Genomic DNA, 19,287 nt, shown 5'->3' with positions numbered 1-19,287 from the left:
CCAAGCGGCGGGCTCTGCGCCGCCAACTCGAATCCGCGGCAGGACATGCTGCGTTCGAGCACAATGTATTGCTGTAGCCTCGAGAACCCCGGTAGCATAGACCCAAGAGCATCAGCGACCCTTGTCGGATAGCAAGGCAGCCGGCAAGAGTTCCGCAAAGCTCGCCGGCCGCGCTTCGACATACCCGCCCGCCCCAACGTCCGCTCTGATTTGCGCAAACTCGATTCTACCAAACAAACCTGGCACCTGACATGGATCAGGGCGGGCAGAGGGCAGCTGCGCAATTGATGCCGAGCGGATTTGGCGTGCGCCCGATTCGGGATCAGGATTTGCGATGAAATTCGGCACAGCGATCGTCGTGGTGGGCTTTTTTGCCTTTGCAGCCCTGGTGGCTGCTGGCTTCGGCATTGATGGACCTTTCCGCCAGCATATGGGGGTGCTGTCTTTTGCCCTTATTGCCTTTATCGGGATCTTGTTGCGCAACTCGGAGTTCAAGCCGGCCGCTCCGATCGACCCGTCCGCCTATATGGACGGTCCGATCCGCTACGGCGCCATCGCCACGATGTTCTGGGGCGTCGTCGGCATGCTGGTCGGCGTCGTTATCGCGCTGCAGCTGGCCTACCCCGATCTCAACGTTCAGCCTTGGTTCAATTTCGGCCGCTTGCGGCCGCTGCACACGTCCGGGGTCGTCTTCGCCTTCGGCGGCAACGCGCTGCTGTGCACGTCATTGTACGTCGTGCAACGCACTTGCCGCGCTCGCCTGTTCGGCGGCGATCTCGCCTGGTTCGTCTTTTGGGGCTACCAGCTTTTCATTGTCATGGCCGCGACAGGCTACCTGCTCGGCATCACCGAGAGCCGCGAATACGCCGAACCGGAATGGTATGTCGACGTCTGGCTGACCATCGTCTGGGTCGCCTACCTCATCCTGTTCCTCGGCACGATCCTGAAGCGCAAGGAACCGCACATCTACGTCGCCAACTGGTTCTACCTCTCCTTCATCGTGACCATCGCGATGCTGCATGTGGTCAACAACCTGTCGATGCCGGTCTCTTTCCTCGGTTCCAAGAGTTACTCCGCCTTTTCCGGCGTCCAGGACGCGCTGACGCAGTGGTGGTACGGCCACAACGCCGTCGGCTTCTTCCTCACCGCCGGCTTCCTCGGCATGATGTATTATTTCGTGCCCAAGCAGGCGAACCGGCCAGTCTATTCCTACCGGCTCTCGATCATCCATTTCTGGGCACTGATCTTCCTGTACATCTGGGCCGGGCCGCACCACCTGCATTTCACCGCTCTGCCCGACTGGGCACAGACGCTCGGCATGGTGTTCTCGATCATGCTGTGGATGCCGTCCTGGGGCGGCATGATCAACGGCTTGATGACGCTGTCCGGAGCCTGGGACAAGTTGCGCACCGACCCGATCATCCGCATGATGGTGATGGCCGTCGCCTTCTACGGCATGTCGACCTTCGAAGGCCCGGTGATGGCTATCAAGGCGGTCAACTCGCTGTCCCATTATACCGACTGGACAATTGGTCACGTGCACTCCGGTGCACTCGGCTGGGTCGGCATGATCTCGTTCGGCGCGATCTACTACATGGTACCGAAGCTCTGGAACCGTAACCGGCTCTATTCGCTGCGGCTGGTTACCTGGCACTTCTGGCTGGCGACGCTCGGCATCGTCGTCTACGCCGCCGCCATGTGGGTGTCCGGCATCACGCAGGGCCTGATGTGGCGCGAATACGACGGGCAGGGCTTCCTGGTCTACTCCTTCGCCGAGACCGTCGCTGCCATGCGCCCCTACTACGTCATGCGCGCCATAGGCGGCGCCATGTATCTCTCGGGCGCCCTGATCATGGCCTGGAACATCGCGATGACAATCCTCGGCCGTCAACGCGAGGAGAGGCCGATGTCGGGTGCCGCGCCTGTCATTCAGCCTGCCAGGGAGCCAAACCAATGGGCTTGATCGACAAACATGCCATTATCGAGAAGAACGCCACGCTTCTTCTCGTAGGCTCCCTTCTTGTCGTGACTGTCGGCGGTATCGTCGAAATCGCGCCGCTCTTCTATCTCGACAACACGATCGAGAAGGTGGAAGGCATGCGTCCGTACTCGCCGCTCGAGCTCGTCGGGCGCAACATCTATGTGCGCGAGGGCTGCTACCTCTGCCACAGCCAGATGATCAGGCCGTTCCGCGACGAGGTCGAGCGCTACGGCCACTACAGCCTGGCCGCCGAGTCAATGTACGATCACCCCTTCCAATGGGGATCGAAGCGGACGGGGCCGGATCTGGCCCGGGTCGGTGACCGCTACTCGAACGCCTGGCATGTCGCCCATCTTTCGGATCCGCGTTCCGTTGTGCCGGAATCCATCATGCCCAGCTACGCCTTCCTGAAGGACGCGCCGATCGAGGTGAAGGACTTCTCGACGCATCTGGTCGCCAACCGGCGGGTCGGCGTTCCCTACAACGATGACATGGTCGCCAACGCCAACGCCGATCTGATGGCGCAGGCTGATCCCAACGCCGACACATCAGGTCTTGAGGCCCGTTATCCCAAGGCCAAGATCGGCGACTTCGACGGCAACCCGCAACAGGTCACCGAAATGGATGCGCTCGTTGCGTATCTGCAGATGCTCGGCACGCTGGTCGATTTTAAGAACTACGACGAAGGCGCCGGTTACCGCTGAGGAGTTTTCCATGAATTACAATCTTATGCGGGAGTTTGCCGACAGCTGGGGTCTGGTTGCCATGGCGCTTTTCTTTGCGGGGGCAAGTGTCTTCGTCCTGCGTCCCGGCAGCCGTAAGTTGGCGGACGAAGCTGCCCGAATTCCGCTTCAGGACGAGTGATCATGAGCGAGGAGCACATCGATGAAGTCTCTGGGGTCTCGACCACCGGCCACGAATGGGATGGCATCCGCGAGCTGAACAACCCGCTTCCGCGTTGGTGGATCACCATCTTCTACGTCACCATCGTGTGGGCGATCGGCTACACAATCGCCTATCCCGCATGGCCACTGCTGCATTCGGCGACGACGGGTGTTCTCGGCTATTCGAGCCGCAATGACGTCAAGAACGAACTGGCGGATGCGGAAGCAGCGAAGAGCAAATACCTCGCGGCGGTGAAGTCGAAAAGTGTCTCGGAGATCGCTGCGGACGATGCCTTGCGCGAATTCGCCATCGCCGCCGGCGGCGCCGCATTCAAGGTCAACTGCACGCAGTGCCACGGCTCCGGCGCCCAAGGTTCCAAGGGCTTTCCCAACCTAAACGACGACGACTGGCTGTGGGGCGGCAAGGCCGAGCAGATCCAGCAGACGATCACCCATGGCATCCGCTTCGCTTCGGATCCGGACACGCGCCTGTCGGAAATGCCGGCGTTCGGGGACATCATCACCGCCGACGAGATCAAGCAGGTTAGCGCATATGTCGTCAGCCTCTCTGGCAAGGTCGCCGATGCAAGTCTGATCCAATCCGGTGCCAAAGTCTTTTCCGACAATTGCGTCGCCTGTCATGGTGAGAACGCGGAAGGGAACAGGGAATTTGGGGGCCCCAACCTCACCGACGCCATTTGGCTGCACGGGGCCGGCGAGGCAGCGGTCGCAGCCCAGGTCCGCGCGCCAAAGGAAGGTGTCATGCCGGCCTGGCTCGGCCGTCTCGGCGAGATCAAAGTCAAGGAGCTTGCGGTTTATGTCCATTCGCTTGGCGGCGGAGAATAGGAAGGCAAGGCCTATTCTCGGCCTCCCCCTGCCAAGCGACGGGGCCCGGCGCAAGCCGGGCCTCGACACCATTTCGGCTGCGCCGCTCGTCGATGCGGCACGAAATCCCCTTCTGACTTCGGATGGGAGTGGTACGCACGTGCGCAATGATACGCGAACTGAACGGCTCGAAGGCTCGGCCCCAAATTCCTCGAATACCCGCCAGCCGCATTATGCCAGACGCAAGAAAGTCTTCCCAAAGCGCGTCTCGGGCAACTTTCGCCGCTTCAAATGGCTGGTGATGGCGATCACGCTCGGCATCTACTACCTGACGCCTTGGCTGCGTTGGGATCGCGGTCCATTTGCTCCGGATCAGGCCGTGCTGCTCGACCTCGCCAACCGGCGCTTCTACTTCTTTTTCATCGAGATATGGCCCCAGGAATTCTTCTATGTGGCCGGCCTCCTGGTCATGGCCGGCGTTGGGCTTTTCCTGATTACCTCGACTGTCGGCCGTGCCTGGTGCGGCTATGCATGTCCGCAGACCGTATGGGTCGACCTGTTTCTTGTCGTCGAACGTGCGGTCGAGGGGGACCGTAACGCCCGCATGAAGCTTGACGCTGGTCCCTGGACCGCCCGCAAGCTGGTGCTGCGCCTATCGAAGCACACGATCTGGCTGGTCATCGGCGCGGCCACCGGCGGTGCTTGGATCTTCTATTTCGCCGATGCGCCTAGTTTGGCTCGCGAACTTTTCACCGGTACCGCCGCGCCTGTCGCCTACATCACCATCGCCGTGTTGACGGCGACCACCTACACGTTCGGTGGCCTGATGCGCGAACAGATCTGCACCTATATGTGCCCATGGCCGCGCATCCAGGCAGCCATGCTCGACGAGAATTCGCTTACCGTCACCTACAATGACTGGCGCGGCGAACCGCGCTCGCGTCACGCCAAGAAGGTGCAAGCGACAGGGCAGTCCGTCGGCGACTGCGTCGACTGCAATGCCTGTGTCGCGGTCTGCCCGATGGGGATCGACATTCGCGACGGCCAGCAGCTCGAATGCATCACCTGCGCGCTGTGTATCGACGCCTGCGACGGCGTCATGGACAAGCTCGGCAAAGAGCGCGGACTGATTTCCTACGCAACGCTCTCCGATTACAACGCCAACATGATGTTGGCGACCGCGGGCGGCTCCAGTTCAGTCAACCCGTCGCTGGTCAGGACCGCTGATGGCCTGTTCTCCGACAAGGTGGCGCATTTCCATGTCAGCAAGATCTTCCGGCCACGCACCTACGTCTACATGGGTCTGTGGTCGCTGATCGGCCTGGGTCTGCTCTATTCGCTGCTGACGCGCGACAGGCTCGAAGTCAATGTGCTGCACGATCGCAATCCGCAATTCGTAACGTTGTCCGACGGCTCGATCCGCAACGGCTACACCGTCAAACTGCTCAACATGATCCCCGAGCCGCGGATCATTGTTGTCACCATGCAGGGCTTGCAAGGAGGCGAAATGAGCGTGGTCGGGGACGACATCAAGGCGGGCCGCTCGTTTGCCATCCCGGTCGAGCCCGATCGCCTGAAAACGTTGAAGGTCTTCGTTCGCCAGCCGGCGGACCAGATCCACGCTCCGGCACAGACCTTCAAGTTCCGTGTCGAGGACAGAGCGAGCTCCGAGTCGAACGAGTACACCGCAACATTCAACGCGCCAGAGGCCGCCAAATGACCGCCAATGCCCAAAAGCCTCGCGAATTCACCGGCAGGCACATGCTGGCCATCATTCTCACCTTCTTCGGCGTGGTCATCGCGGTCAATCTGACGATGGCCACGCTCGCCAACACCAGTTGGACCGGCCTTGTCGTCGAGAACACATATGTGGCGAGCCAGCAATTCAACAAGGAGGCCGAGGCCGGCCGCGCCCAAGCCGCGCTCGGTTGGACCGGCAAGCTGACCATCGCATGGGGCGAAGTCCGCTACAGCCTCTCCGACGCGGCCGGCAAGCCGGTTCCTCTGCACGGCGTCAAGGTGCTGTTTCGTCATCCCGCCTACGAGAAAGACGACAAGTCCGTCACGCTCGCCCTCGCCTCAGGCAAGGAATTCGCAGCGCAGCAGATGCCGAAGGACGGCGTCTGGATCGTCGAAGTCGACGCCGATGCCGGCCTGGCACGACCCTATCGCGACGTCAGCAGGATCATGATCTCTCATGGGGCTCTGCAATGAGCTGTTGTGCACCGGGCGCTGAAACGGCGCTGGATCTGAACGGCGCCACATGGGTCCTGCCATCCAGCCAGGAAATCAGGTTGGCGAGCCGATCGCTTGGCGACGATCTTCGGCAGACCGACCTTTCAGTGCCGACGGTTCATTGCGCCGCCTGCATCCAGACGATCGAGGCGGCACTTGGAAAGCTCGATCACGTCGAAAGCGCGCGCGTCAACCTGTCGACGAAACGGGTCGCGGTCCGGTGGCGTGGAGACGAGGTGCCACCGTTCGTCGCCGCGCTTGGCAGGCTTGGCTACGAGGCGCATCTGTTCGCACCCGAGATCGACGACAAGGACAAGACGCTTGCCGAACTGATCCGCGCCGTCGCTGTTGCCGGTTTTGCGGCGGGCAACATCATGCTGCTTTCGGTCTCTGTCTGGTCCGGCGCCGAAGGTGCTACCCGCGACCTGTTTCACTGGGTCTCGGCGCTGATCGCCATTCCTGCCCTCGCCTTCGCCGGCGGCATCTTCTTCCGGTCGGCCTGGAACGCCTTGCGTCATGGCCGCATGAATATGGACGTGCCCATCGCGGTCGGTGTTTCGCTCGCCTACGCCATGAGCCTCTATGAGACGATCAATCATGGCGACCACGCCTATTTCGACGCGTCGGTATCGCTGCTGTTCTTCCTTTTGATCGGACGCACGCTGGATCATGTGATGCGGGAGCGTGCCCGAACTGCCGTGAAAGGCCTGTCTCAGCTGGCCGCGCGTGGCGCCATGGTGCTGCGCGGCGATGGCGCGCGCGACTATCTGCCGGTCGGCGAGATCGAACCAGGCATGCGGATGTTGATCGCGGCCGGTGAGAGGATCCCCGTCGACGGCAAGATCATCCAGGGAACGTCGGATCTCGACTGCTCGCTGGCCTCAGGCGAAAGCACGCCGAAAAACGTAGCGCCGGGCGAAGCGGTACAGGCCGGCGTGCTCAATCTTACCGGCCCGCTGACGATTGAGGCGACAGCCGCCGCAAAAGATTCATTCCTGGCGGAAATGGTCCGGTTGATGGAGGCCGCCGAGGGCGGCCGCGCGCAATATCGCCGTATCGCCGACCGCGTTTCGGCGCTCTACGCGCCCATGGTTCATCTCACCGCCTTCGTGACATTCCTGGGCTGGATAGTGGCGACCGGCGACTGGCACCGGGCGATGACGATCGCCATCGCCGTTCTCATCATCACGTGCCCCTGCGCGCTTGGCCTCGCCGTGCCGATCGTGCAGGTGGTCGCCGCGCGGCGCCTGTTTGAGAACGGCATTATGGTCAAGGACGGCTCCGCCATGGAACGCCTGGCAATTGTCGACATTGCCGTGTTCGACAAGACCGGAACGCTGACGCTTGGCCAGCCCCGGCTCGTTAACGCGCCGTCGATCGATCCGGCCATGCTGGCAGTCGCAGCCGACCTGGCGGCGCACTCGCGTCATCCGTTTTCAAAGGCCATAGCCGGCTTTGCCATTCCTGGCGGGCAGCTCAAATTCGATGCCGTCACCGAGCATCCGGGATTCGGAATCGAGGCCACTGATGCGGGAAGCACCTGGCGACTGGGCCGACGCGGATGGGCTGGATGGAAGGCTCGAACCGGCGGCGAAGCCAAACATGGCTACGGCGGAACCGTTCTCACGAAGAACGGGATGATTGTCGCTTCCTTCGCTTTCGAGGATGCGTTGCGGGTCGACGCCAGAGCGGCCATCGATCAATTGAGCGACGCCAGGGTTCCCGTGGAAATGCTGTCAGGCGATACCGCGGCGGCCTGTGCCGAGGTTGCGAAGTCACTCGGAATCGACAACTTCGTTCCCTGCCTGCTGCCATCCGGCAAGCTCGAACGCATCGAGACCCTCGCGAAAGTGGGGCACAGGGTTCTGATGGTTGGCGACGGCCTCAATGATACGCCGGCGCTGAGCGCAGCGCATGTCTCGATCGCACCGGCCACCGCCGCCGATGTTGGCCGCAACGCCGCGGATTTCGTCTTCCTGCGCGAAAGCCTCCTGGCGGTGCCGCTCGCGCTGGACGTCTCGCGCAAGGCAGGAAGCCTGATCCGCCAAAACATCGCCGTCGCGACTCTCTACAATACCATCGCTGTACCAATCGCTATTCTAGGGCACGCCACTCCGCTTATCGCGGCGATTGCTATGTCTGCGTCATCACTGCTGGTGATCGGGAATGCATTGCGCCTGGAAGGCTTTGTTCGGCACGCACCAGCGGAAACTGTTGCCAATGATAGACACTCCAACAATGGCGGACGGGTACAGTTGTAATGAGGACGCTTGCCTATTTGATACCTGGGACCCTGCTCCTCGGCGGGCTTGGGCTGTCTGGCTTCCTATGGGCATTGAAAAGCGGTCAGTACGAAGATCTCGACGGGGCAGCAGAGCGTATCCTTGTCGACCAGGAAGACAAGCCAGAACGCTGATTCAAGCCGCTCTGCAGACGACTGTTGGGATGCCGGTGATAAGCCGAGTGGAACTACTGCTGAGGTTGCATAGGCAGCTTCACCTGCCGCCGGTTGACGCTGATCTGTGAAAAGCCTGTGTCGCTCGAAAGATTACGTCGCCCATTCCGCCCAATATGCAGGCGGGTGATCGTCGAACCGCGGTCGCCGGATTACTCACACCGCTTGACCTAGATCAGGGTTATCTACTCATCGGCGTGGTTTCATCGGCCAGTCCTTCAGGGAGAGAATCCATGCCTACGTCGACGAATCGCGCCGCCGAACGCCTCGGCGATCGGTTTGAATCAAGACCCACACGAAGAACGGCCAAAGCCAAAAGTGGGCCGAAGCGTGGCTGCGCAAGGCGGCGGCCGGATTCTTGTGAGCAAAGGCTGAACGCGACCTCCGGCGGCAACGATCAGATCGCCCAGGGTGCGTGCGACCCGCTCTGCGAGATGGCTCGCTAATACATGCCGATGTAGCCCTCGCTAGTTTTGAGAACGTTGTGGAGCTTGCGGCGCGTCCGCAACTGACAACCGTCGATGTGAACCCAAGGCGCTCGGACGCGAGGCTGCTGACCGCGTGCTCAAGACATCGCGGGACGGCAGCAGAGCGGCGTCAGACGCTGGCCATGTTCGCTGGTCCTGCGGGCATGGTGGCATCACCGGGCAACTGCGTATGCCAAAGTTTTGTTTGCAGGAGTGTATAGATGTCGCGATTTCGCCTATTGACGATCTTCATGTCGGGAATGCTGGGAACGGCGACGTTGCCGGATCAAGTCGCCTCGGCACCAGTCCTCAACTCCGCCAATCGCAATGCGCTGGTCGAGCAGAACCAATTACTGATGCTGGAGAACAGGCTGCGGCGGCAGCAATATCAGCAGCAGCAGCAGCACTTCCGTGGCCAGGATCGCGAGATCGCGCCGCAGCAACGGCCCGATCGACCGCTTACTTGCCAGCATCAGCGGTCAAGCAACGGCTTTGTGAGCATCTGCCGCTGATAAGGCGGCTTGCCACTTATTTAGGCGGCCATAGCTTGCGCGCGTCGTGCTTAAACTAGCATCAAAGGCGTTTTTGATTTCGCAATTCGTGCCTGAACACTGGAGAGCCGACCCGATGGCGCCACGCTGATGGCCGTCTCCGATAACAGCTTCGACATCATTGTCGTTGGCGCGGGGCCGGTCGGACTTTCCTTCGCCGCCTCGCTTGCCCAGAGCAAACTCAAAGTGGCACTTGTTGAAGCGCAGGCCCGGGAAAGGCTCGCGAATCCGGCGTTCGACGGTCGCGAGATCGCGCTGACTCATGCCTCGATCAGAATCCTTCGGGAGCTCGGCGCCTGGGATATCATTCCCGCTTCGGACAAATCACCACTTCAAGGCGCACGCGTCCTCAACGGATCGAGCGCTTTCGCTCTGCGTTTTAATGCTCCAAGAGCGTGTGGAGAGCCCCTCGGAATTTTGGTCCCGAACTGCCGCATTCGCGATGCGCTGTTCAAAATCGTTCGGCTGCGTGATCAGCCAGAGCTGCGGTGCGGCCACTCGGTCGTCCATGCAAGGACCAGCCACAAAGGAGCAGTGGTTACGCTTTCTGACGGCATGCAGTTGAGCGCCAGGCTTGTTGTTGCCGCAGATTCGCGCCTGTCTCCCACGCGTGATCTGCTCGGCATCGGCGCCGACATCAATCGGCTTGGCCACTCGATGCTGATCTGTCGGGTGCGGCATGAACGCGCCCATCACCATGTGGCAACCGAATGGTTCGATCACCATCAAACGATAGCGATGTTGCCTCTGGGGGAGGGGGTCTCCTCGTTGCTGCTCACTCTGCCCTCAAGCGAGGTCGGCAGACTGCTTGCCTCCAACGACGATTTGTTCCTCAGGGAATTGACGAAGCGGTGTCAAGGCCGTCTCGGGGAAATGACATTGGCAAGCAGCCGCCACGCCTTTCCGCTGGTCACCACGTGGGCGCACGAACTCAGGGCTCCGAGTGCCGCACTCATCGGTGACGCTGCTATTGGAATGCACCCGGTGACAGCGCATGGCTTCAACATCGGTCTCAGCAGCCAAAAGCAACTCGCCGATGCAATCCTGACTGCAAGTCGCGACCGCCGTGACATTGCCGATCCCGACATGCTGCACAGATACGAAAGGCGGCTGCGCCTGTCGGCGGCGCCGCTCTACCATGCTACGAATATACTCGTCCGACTCTACTCAAGCGAGCGACCGGCGGCACGGCTTGCACGCCATGCGGGGCTTCGGTTCGCCCAACACGTTCCTCTTATCCGGCATGGCATCTCGGCCATGCTCAAACGGTGAAGCACCAGCAGCTCTGGAATTCGTGGACTTGTTGCGACGACCGCTCGGCAAGAGTGGCATCGCTCCAAATCATCACTGCCACCGCTTCGGCGAACGCCTGTTCGGTCGGTGACGGTGACATTTCGGCGCGGATCATCGGCCGTACTGCGAGCTGAATGACCTAACGGTGTGGGTTCGGATGGTATTCCGAAAGGCTGAGTTTACTGGAAAATTACTGCGCGTGATTCCAGGCCACTGCGACTGGAAAAGATCCGAAGCAGTACCCGAGCACTTGGAGGTGGGCGGCGCACATCTCCTTCGATGCCGTCCAGCAGAATGTTCTGGGCGGGGGAAGGCTGCTACCGATCTCCTTGAGTTCGAGCACGAAGCGCCGGCGAACTGGCATGGGTTGGAGGAGCAAACTTAACCTAGGCCGATACTCTCGCGCCGCATTTTGATCAGTGCGCTGGCGAACGGAACTTTTCTCACGAACCATGGTTCGCGCCGGCGAAAGCAGGTATCTGCTCCCCGCAGCGCCAAGGAGATTTGCCATGAACGTTCGCCAGTTGCTGAAACCAAATCAAGGACCTCCCGGAAGAAACATTGGTCTGTGTCGCCGAGGTCGATGAAGCATTGCGGCCGTTGCCGCCGGGGTTGAAGCCGTTGAGAGCGCGAAATCCAGAGCCGCAAGCAAGATGGCACCGAGGCTGTCGAACTCGCCAATGGAACTGAAAAAGTCGTCGTGATCCGCTGGTGACGCGCGCCTAGGTGCAGCAAGCTCTTTATGGTTTCCTCCACCGGTACGTGGTCATTTTCATGCATCAGCAAGAGGCAACGACACGATTGTCCCGACTGTGCGGACTGCGGAAGGGACTTCCGAAACCATGCAGACGCCCTCAATCCCTTCGGCCGGCTCGGGGAAAACGCGGAACTGAGGCCTCAATTACACAGCCTCATGCGAGCCATGCGTCGAGAATTCGCCTCCCCCAGCATCGAGGAGGCAGACCAACCTCATCAGGTCGACAAGGTTCAGTCGACCACCTGAGAGATCGCCTGCAATCGGCTTTCTGCTCAACGAGCAAGGTGCGGGCCGCATTCGTGCTGCCGCGATCAAAGCCTCGATGTTCTTCCGAGGTGAACTCCCACTGAAAGTCCAGCCTCTTAGACCGCACTCTTATCGAACCGATCATGCTCCTGTTCGACACGGACCAACATGCGTTTCGAATTGATGCCGCTGACCTATTCAGACGCGTGACCTCCGACCGTGTAGATCTGGGCCATACGCGACACCGAGCGCAGCCATGTACTTGATGCCTGGCGCCGGCTCGAGCACCCGCGCCGCTTCCTCCGCGCTCAGCACGTCGGGCAGCTCCGAGATTCCGGGTGACCACCAGCGCAAAACCAATCCTGCCGAACGGTGAACCGCAGCGCAGTGCTCAGGCCATTTCCTGCCTGCCGGCTTTTTTTCACGTGCCTGCAGCCGATCCCGCGGGCCCAGATAGCATTTGGACTTACCTTCCCGGCGCAGCCGCTCTTGTGCACTAAAAACAGCGCGTAAGTATCTCGTCCAGCACTGCTACAGGACATTGACCGGGAGGATGCATATCTCTGATTGCTAAACCAGGTATACTCGTGCAATTATACATGACGCGATCGGGGGGGTCGAGTTCATGCGCCTCTTGCTTTGCAGTCTGATTGCCTTTGCAGCGGCGGGTTCCTGTGCCCTGGCCCAAGACGCGAAACTGATGCGGCCGAAGTCGTTCGCCGATTTTGTCCGGCAAACCGCGCCCGATCTGATCCGACATCTCGACGCCGCCGCGCTCGAACGGACCAATAGCCAAGCTCTCATCAATGAGGGGGAACTTTTAAAGGCGCCCCGATATCCGTTTGCTAGACCGATGTCGCAGTTGCCAGAGGGAGATTCTCGCACCTTAGAGTACGTCAACCAGCTTTCAATTTTCCTGGAACAACATCAAAAACTTGGACAAATAACTGATCAATTTCGCTTAGCGGTAGGGTCGTCAAGTCGACCTCTCAACGCGGCGCCGGATTTTTTGGGCAGAGGAGACTACTTCTCATCCAAGGTTAATCGGTGGAACGGCAATATCTTTTGGGCACCTGCTTCGAAAGAAACAGACATTAACCTCCGCTACGCCGATGAAGTCAGAGCTGTCTTCGGACCGATCCCGCCGTTCGACGTTACCACGCTTGGCCGATTTGTCCGCTCTGACGGGTCAGTTATCGAAACGCGGGCCACGTATGTGGAGGTGGACGGCAATCGAGCGGAACTAAAGCCGAACAGTTCCAAATCTGGCTCTCCGCTCGAATACGAGCATCGCGACAAGAACGGTGTGTTTGTAAATTGGACGGCGACCATCGACAAATGCGACAAGCCGTCTCTGGCAGGCGGTGTAACACCATGCGGTACCGCTTCGAGACTCTCTAGGATCGAAAAAGGAAACGTCGAATGGATCGCACTTGCGAGGAAAACCCACGGCCCGGAGATTCTAAGACCAGAGAAATATTGGAGTGAGAACGACAACTCCTATGCGCTGCTTGGTTACATCGGCTTCAACCAGGTGAGCGGGGAATTGGCGTTCTTCGACGGAAGCTATGAAGGAATAAAGTTCGATTGGAGTACGCCTACTGTGGCACCAGGAGGAGGCGGATACAACGACACTGCTGGTCGGACTCTGGCATCCAAGACATACGACGCGACTTTCAGGGTCGACTGCGCCGCGTGCCACGATAACAAAGAACCCAGGATCATTACCCCCTATATCAAGCAAGCGCGCGTGGGTTATCGCGACAAAGATGAGGCCGCGGCGTTCAGCCTTGGCGATCTGCTCCCCGAGCGTACCCGGAACTCGAAGACCCCCTACCGAGTGGTTGGGACGGACTATACCGCAGCTCACAGGGGCACGCTCGATGGCGACCTCACGATTGTAGATCCAGCACGAAATTGTACCTCATGCCATGGACTCACCAACAACGGCACCGGACGCTTTGCATCGGATGCAGTAGGACGCCTCGGTTCTATTGCCGGAGACAGCGGGTTGGAAAACAGTTTCCGCACCGACTGGGCACTTCGGACCGGCGCAGGTAAAATTCATCCGTGGATGTACGCGGAACCGCAAGGCAATGACGTTTCCGACCCTCAACCTGCTCCCATCTCGGATGCTGATTGGGATAAGCTTCGCGCGGTTATCGAGAACGCTGATGGAGATTCGCGCTCCCTCAAAACCTACACCGATGCTCCAACTCCCGAGTCCACGATGGATGAGGCGACGAGGATCGGAGATCCATCAGGTCCTCAAAATTTCGCAGTGGGCATTGAAGACAATCCCGACGGTTCCTCGGAATTGTCGCCAAAGCGCATCCGGCTTGACTGGACGTATATCAATTCATTCGGCGGAGTCCCTGAGCGCGATGATGTACGCTTTAACGTAGCGATACACGAGGTCGGTATACCCTCTGATGGTGCGGAGCCGGCTAGTGGTGACTTTCCAAGCATCGAGCAGACCAAGGCGTTAGGGTTTAGCGACCTGGGAGGGGGTGTCTTCACGGATGGGACAATATTCGTACTCCGCGACATGTCTTTCCAGGGGCATATGCGCTGGATCAACCCCGCCCCTACGCTGACACCAAGGCAATACAGATTGTATTTTCCGGCATCGCTGAACAAGCGGTACCTCATTCGTGTCGCTGCCAAGCGATTTGGTTTCGATCAGGGCGGGGAGCGCGTCAGCGCCGCTGACCATCTGCTAAAAGTCGATATTAAATAGCCCACGGGAGTAAGTCATGCGTATAGCATATGGGATCGCGGTTGTCGTCGTTTCGCTGCTGTCGAGCAACCTCAAAGCGGCCGCGACAGGGCCGGATGTGATCGTGGGATTCATCGACGACGCTCGGGAAGACAGCCGGCTCGGATCGAAGATCGGTCTCACGGCTTCAACCAATTCCTGCAATATTGGGGATTCGCCACTCAATTGGCAGCGCCTTCCGGACACACATCATCCAGCCATCACCCTCAACTTTTATCGCTTGGCAGATGGAAGGATGGAGCAATTGGCGAAATCTTGGGTCAAGCACGGATTCTACGCGACGAATCAGAACGATTGCGGTGGCATACCGGAAATGCATCGCACCTGCCAGGCTGGGGCCGGGGGAAGCCAGTTGCGTCCCGGTTGCTCCGACCTGTATACTGAGGATCTCAATTCAGATCCCCGTAATCTTGGGCCTCGGAGCAGAATAACCAATTCTGCAAAAGTTGAATTTGACGGATCCAAAGCACAAGATCTGACCGGCTATCCCCCAAGCGATCCAGCGGAACGGATCTTGCTCGTCGACGAAGCTGACCTGCTCACGCCAGGCGCGCGGTATTTCGTGGAGGCCCAGTACATCACCGCCGACGATGCGACAGCCGGTAACGCACGTAACAATGTGACCTATAGGGAAGTCAAACCGATCTTAAGATCTGGAGCGTGGGTGTTGCGAAACGAAAGCCCGGAGGTGCGGATGCAGCCGGCTCTGTTCGCCTGGAAAGAGTACGGGGCGCAGCTCTCCGAGGTCGATCTTGATGAGAACGGGGTGAAGACGTATATCCTAGTAGGCTCCAAGGCCCAGCCCCTCGCCGGTGGGAAGTTCCGGTACGATTATTCCGTGTACAATATGAACAGCGATCTCGCTGTCCAGGCATTTGCAGTGCCTGAGCAGCAGATTGACCAGAGCAGCGCTTCATTCAAAGCTCCACATTCGAATGGGGAGATATGGTCGAACGACGCCTGGGACAGCCGCATTCAAGGCAACCAGATAATCTGGTCAACGCGCAAATCTTCCGAAGACACCAACGCAAACGCGGTTCGCTGGGGTTCGGCCTATAACTTTTCGTTCGTTTCCGATAAGCCTCCCACGACTGCGGACGCCACCCTTACATTTTTCAATGCGCCCGCCGACGGTGGGGCCGAGACTGTTGTGCGAGTGACGGCGCCAGGGCAATGATTTCGACGGTGGCAATCCAATCGCAAGGGTGCAATGCGAATTCTTCTCGGCCTAATATTCTGGTGCGTCCTCATCTCGATTGCCGCCGTCGGTCGATCAACGGCTCAGTCGGTCGAAATACAAATCGGCGACGGCGCCCACGATAGCAGTCCTTATATTTGCTGGACTCCTGTTCTCTCGCGAGCTCGACTCTTAAGCAAGTCGTCGACAGCGCAACAACATCTAACCCTCTCTGCTGTCTCTACCGACAGCAGCGGCAATGTGGCCTTCCAGCTAAACGGAGCCGAAGTCCTCGACAAGAAGTCTTACTCTCCTTCCTCCACTCTCAGTCTGCCCCTTCCCTCGAATGGGGCATGGGCGTCGTTCTGGATCATGGGGACGAAGGCCTCCACTGGCGCCAAAGACGTGCGCGTGATCGCGCTTGATGACCTAGGCCTGGAGCTTGGATCGGTGGACGTGATGGTGCGGGTGCGAAAAAACGCGGAGTCGTTGACGAGATTTGAAGTCCAAATTTTTCTGGACGCTTTGAAGAAGCTTCACGATATCCAAAACAGCGCCGCGTCGTCGGATTACGAACCGTTCGTTCGCATCCATGAAGCGGCCAATCAGCTTGAAATTCACAGGTCGCCACTTTTTTTGCCATGGCACCGAGCGCTACTCCTTGATCTTGAACGTCGCCTCCAGCAGGTCGACCCGCGTGTGACCATTCCATATTGGCGCTTCGATGAGCCTGCGGACCATGTTTTTTCCGATGATTTCATGGGAGCGACTGTGCCAGGTGTGCCGTTCGTCAGCGGGCCAGGTCTAGGCGACTGGATCGATCCACAAATGGGTCGGCTGATTCGAGACCCAGCTGTGGCGCCAAGCCAAGGCGTCCTTGATCCAGCCGTACCGGCGAACTTCCACCGCGCGTTCGTGATATTCCATAGCCAAATCGAGAGTAGTTTCCATAGCGGTGTGCATCGAAACCTGGGCGGCTGGCTTGCCACGGCCGACTCGCCCGCCGACCCACTCTTCTTCCTGCTGCATGCCAACGTGGATAGGGTTTGGGCACACTGGCAGGCCACCTATTCCCGGTTCAGCGGGAATGATGAGGACGCGTACTCAGCCCTGGGGAAATATCCAGGAACCGGGCCAGATGCGGGCATATACAGGAAGGGCACCTACGCCGACGATCCGATGTGGCCTTGGGGATACCCAGATCCCGCAGAAGCATCGGGATGGCCTTCCACGTCGCATCAGATGCCCGGAATAAGTTCAAAGTCCGAGGCCGCTTCGCTCACGCCAGCAAGAATGCTAGATTACCTAGGATCCGAACAGGCCTCCTCGGCGCTGGGATATTGCTACGACGACATCGACTATCTCGGACGGCCTCTCAAATGACCTACATGGGTGGCAACAATAACAGCCGCATCTTCGTTTCCGCCTTGGTTAGCGCTTGGCTTTTGGCTGCGCCGTGCCTGGCCCAGTTGGGCCAGCCCCCCAATCCCGATCCGCGTGTCAGGGCGTATCTCCTGGAGAACGCAGGCGAGATCGAAAGACTGCGCGTCACCGCCGCAAACACGAATTTTGATCCAGGAACACGCAGCAAGGCGCTCGAAGGTCTTGCGTTGATTTCCGAAGACGCGGCTCTGCCCGTCGCTGCGGAGTTGGTAACGGATCCCGTCGAAGACGTGCGAAAATCCGCAGTCGGAATCTTGGCTAACTCGGTCGTCATGGCCGGTCACGACGCCGGCAATCACGACCCCGCGATGCACCCGGGCACAATATGGGGAAGCTACGTTCAAAACCAGCACAAGGTGGCGCTCGACGCATTGAGGCTGGCAACTCGCCAAAGTCGATCCGAGGCAGGTATGCTCGCCTTAAAGACGCTGGTGAGGTCCTCCGCGGAGGAAGCCTCGCCCTTGCTGGCGGAGGCCCTAGCCAATGGAGCGGTCACACCAAAGCAAGCGGCCGAACTTTGCACGCAAGCACCTGAGGCGCGTTCGCGTGCCTGCCTTTTGGATTTTCTGGATAAGGGGCCCGCGGAAGCGCGACTGGCTGCCGTGGCGGTTCTTGGCTCAATTCCAGGAGACCGACCTTTGATTCGCAACAAGATTTTTCTCAACGACCAGGCGGAGCCCGCTCTTCGAGCCGCGGCGGCTCAAGTGCTTGGTCAATATGATCCGACATTCACGTCCTACGCACTCACCGTCGCCACCGATCCGAACACACCGTCGCTCGTCTATGCAGCGGCGGTGCGAAACTATGCCCAAAGCGCGGAATCGGCTGGGAAGCTCGATGCCGCGCAATGGGCGGCGCTCAAAAGAGCGCTACAAAACAAGTTGAAGGCAGCACAGGAAACCGACGCGCTAACCCGATCAAACCTCAATGCGCCTCCGCTTCAGGAGCTTAACCAAATGTTCAACAAAGGCCGTCCGCTCCAATAGCGGTCGGCTTGCATGATCCTCCTAACCGCGTTTGTTCTTGTTCTCGATCCAGCTGCAAAGCCGTAGACCGGACTCGGTCCTGCGCTAGGCGGACCAACGTTCGCAACACCTGACCTTGCCCCTAAAATCAACGGGCAAGGTGACAACCGAATAGTCCCGTCAACGGAGTCACTCGCTTCAAGCCCGGACTAATAGCTCAGCGCGCCAGCGTGTTGGCTATCCACACGGTTGCAACCGCGACGTTGGCGTAGACGCCATATTTCAGGCGTTTGGCGCAACCCTCGCCCCAGCTCACAACGCCGACGAGCTGGCGCTTCCCGTCTACAACGGCACTTAGTGGCCCTCCGCTATCGCCTTGACAAGAATCGACGCCGCCGTCCTCCTTGCCAGCGCATATCATCGCCGAGGTAATTCGTCCGTTGTAACTGTCCTTCGCATTGCACGCATCATTCGGCACTATGGGCACGGTTGCACCGAGCAGGTCGGTCGTCGTATTTCCGCCTTGGAAGATCGCTCCCCAACCCGTAACGTAGGCCGTCCCGTGGTAACTTGAACCCTCTGGGATCAGCGCAATCGGTCGGCCCATCCTCGCGTCCCGCGCCAACTGAAGTAGTGCGAAATCGTACTCGTTAAGCTGCGAGTCCCATTTCGGATGGATGATGATGTTGGTTACCTTGAGACGCTCGCCGCCAGCAGGCAGGAAACTCGTGCCATCGACGACGTCTAGCGCGGCTGGGTTCTTGTTCACGATGAAGTTGTCGACGCAGTGCGCCGCCGTTAGGACCCAGCCTGGCGCCACAAGCGACCCGCCGCAAAACAGGAACCGTTGTGGATCGGGGGCGACCGCCCTTACAAGCCCAACCTGCCACTCATTTTGCTTGAAATCCACCGCCTCGCCGCCAACGATGCGAGGGTCCACACGAATCGAATTGAGTATCAACTTCTGATCGGCGTCGGGCAGTTTCGCCCGCTTCACGATGTCTTGCACCTCGTTCTGGAGGCGCTCGATATTCCCCAGTCCTCCCGCCGCTGCAGGCGTGACTGACAGTACCTCTATCACAAAAAAGCCAATCGCAGCCAATCCAGCAAATACCTGCATTCCAATCCCTCCCAAGGTTATGTGCCTCTCTCGCAGGTGTGACGTGCTTGCCCTTCTCCTCAGTTAATAAGTGTACGTATGCCCGTCGCGAACGCACGTGCCTGTATTA

General features: G+C 59.4%; 16 protein-coding genes. 14 read left to right on the top strand and 2 right to left on the bottom strand.

The features are described 5' to 3' along the window. The first annotated feature begins 334 nt into the window (after nucleotides 1-334). The 10 genes from ccoN (at nucleotide 335) to ubiM (ending at nucleotide 10,670) form a co-directional block, all read left to right on the top strand. On the top strand, nucleotides 335-1,963 hold the full coding sequence (gene ccoN, locus A9K65_RS29965) for a cytochrome-c oxidase, cbb3-type subunit I (RefSeq protein WP_064993444.1): 1,629 nt from the start codon (nucleotides 335-337) through the stop codon (nucleotides 1,961-1,963). Then, nucleotides 1,954-2,685, top strand: a complete 732-nt coding sequence (gene ccoO, locus A9K65_RS29960; RefSeq protein ID WP_064993445.1) for a cytochrome-c oxidase, cbb3-type subunit II — start codon at nucleotides 1,954-1,956, stop codon at nucleotides 2,683-2,685. Before ccoN ends, ccoO begins: the two co-directional genes overlap by 10 nt. 10 nt (nucleotides 2,686-2,695) lie before the next feature. Then, complete coding sequence (locus A9K65_RS29955) at nucleotides 2,696-2,845, top strand: CcoQ/FixQ family Cbb3-type cytochrome c oxidase assembly chaperone (RefSeq protein WP_013533256.1); 150 nt, start codon at nucleotides 2,696-2,698, stop codon at nucleotides 2,843-2,845. Between the two features lie 2 nt (nucleotides 2,846-2,847). Continuing rightward, nucleotides 2,848-3,711 carry a cytochrome-c oxidase, cbb3-type subunit III gene (ccoP, locus tag A9K65_RS29950; RefSeq protein WP_064993446.1) on the top strand — a complete coding sequence of 288 codons (864 nt, stop codon included), beginning with the start codon at nucleotides 2,848-2,850 and terminating at the stop codon, nucleotides 3,709-3,711. A 139-nt stretch (nucleotides 3,712-3,850) separates the two neighbouring features. Beyond that, nucleotides 3,851-5,410, top strand: a complete 1,560-nt coding sequence (gene ccoG / locus A9K65_RS29945) for a cytochrome c oxidase accessory protein CcoG (protein ID WP_064993447.1) — start codon at nucleotides 3,851-3,853, stop codon at nucleotides 5,408-5,410. Continuing rightward, nucleotides 5,407-5,904 (top strand): FixH family protein, encoded by a 498-nt coding sequence (locus A9K65_RS29940; protein ID WP_064993448.1) that lies wholly within the window; start codon nucleotides 5,407-5,409, stop codon nucleotides 5,902-5,904. Before ccoG ends, A9K65_RS29940 begins: the two co-directional genes overlap by 4 nt. Beyond that, entirely contained in the window at nucleotides 5,901-8,186 is a 2,286-nt protein-coding gene (locus A9K65_RS29935; protein WP_064993449.1) for a cation-translocating P-type ATPase, read from the top strand. Before A9K65_RS29940 ends, A9K65_RS29935 begins: the two co-directional genes overlap by 4 nt. Further along, nucleotides 8,186-8,341: a cbb3-type cytochrome oxidase assembly protein CcoS gene (gene ccoS, locus A9K65_RS29930; RefSeq protein WP_064993450.1), complete on the top strand. Its 156-nt coding sequence runs from the start codon at nucleotides 8,186-8,188 to the stop codon at nucleotides 8,339-8,341. Before A9K65_RS29935 ends, ccoS begins: the two co-directional genes overlap by 1 nt. A gap of 727 nt (nucleotides 8,342-9,068) precedes the next feature. Continuing rightward, the gene (locus A9K65_RS29925) at nucleotides 9,069-9,359 is read left to right on the top strand and encodes a hypothetical protein (RefSeq protein ID WP_084015713.1); all 291 of its coding nucleotides are present in this window, start codon (nucleotides 9,069-9,071) and stop codon (nucleotides 9,357-9,359) included. Nucleotides 9,360-9,488: 129 nt separating this feature from the next. Continuing rightward, nucleotides 9,489-10,670: a 5-demethoxyubiquinol-8 5-hydroxylase UbiM gene (ubiM, locus tag A9K65_RS29920; protein WP_064993451.1), complete on the top strand. Its 1,182-nt coding sequence runs from the start codon at nucleotides 9,489-9,491 to the stop codon at nucleotides 10,668-10,670. Here ubiM and A9K65_RS36175 read toward each other — a convergent pair. Further along, nucleotides 10,660-10,806, bottom strand: coding sequence for a hypothetical protein (locus A9K65_RS36175; protein WP_224655927.1), 147 nt, complete (start codon nucleotides 10,804-10,806; stop codon nucleotides 10,660-10,662). The two genes, ubiM and A9K65_RS36175, sit on opposite strands and share 11 nt — an antisense overlap. Before the next feature lie 1,513 nt (nucleotides 10,807-12,319). Here A9K65_RS36175 and A9K65_RS29905 point away from each other — a divergent pair. Genes A9K65_RS29905 through A9K65_RS29890 form a run of 4 tightly spaced genes read left to right on the top strand, consistent with a single transcriptional unit; the run spans nucleotide 12,320 to nucleotide 18,079 of the window. Then, nucleotides 12,320-14,434, top strand: a complete 2,115-nt coding sequence (locus A9K65_RS29905; RefSeq protein WP_064993452.1) for a hypothetical protein — start codon at nucleotides 12,320-12,322, stop codon at nucleotides 14,432-14,434. 16 nt (nucleotides 14,435-14,450) lie between these two features. Then, complete coding sequence (locus A9K65_RS29900) at nucleotides 14,451-15,650, top strand: hypothetical protein (protein WP_064993453.1); 1,200 nt, start codon at nucleotides 14,451-14,453, stop codon at nucleotides 15,648-15,650. 33 nt (nucleotides 15,651-15,683) lie between these two features. Continuing rightward, a complete protein-coding gene (locus A9K65_RS29895; protein ID WP_064993454.1) occupies nucleotides 15,684-17,033 on the top strand; it encodes a tyrosinase family protein in 1,350 nt (449 codons plus the stop codon). Continuing rightward, entirely contained in the window at nucleotides 17,030-18,079 is a 1,050-nt protein-coding gene (locus A9K65_RS29890) for a hypothetical protein (RefSeq protein WP_064993455.1), read from the top strand. The genes A9K65_RS29895 and A9K65_RS29890 overlap by 4 nt, the downstream gene beginning before the upstream one ends. Nucleotides 18,080-18,275: 196 nt before the next feature. On the opposite strand, the gene A9K65_RS29885 is transcribed toward A9K65_RS29890, so the two are convergent. Then, nucleotides 18,276-19,178 (bottom strand): serine protease, encoded by a 903-nt coding sequence (locus tag A9K65_RS29885; RefSeq protein ID WP_084015715.1) that lies wholly within the window; start codon nucleotides 19,176-19,178, stop codon nucleotides 18,276-18,278. Nucleotides 19,179-19,287: the final 109 nt, after the last annotated feature.

This window comes from Mesorhizobium sp. WSM1497 (assembly GCF_001672455.2).
Taxonomy (GTDB): Bacteria; Pseudomonadota; Alphaproteobacteria; order Rhizobiales; family Rhizobiaceae; genus Mesorhizobium; species Mesorhizobium ciceri.
Note: the sequence above shows the minus strand (reverse complement) of the source record. Positions and strands in the feature narration are given on the sequence as shown.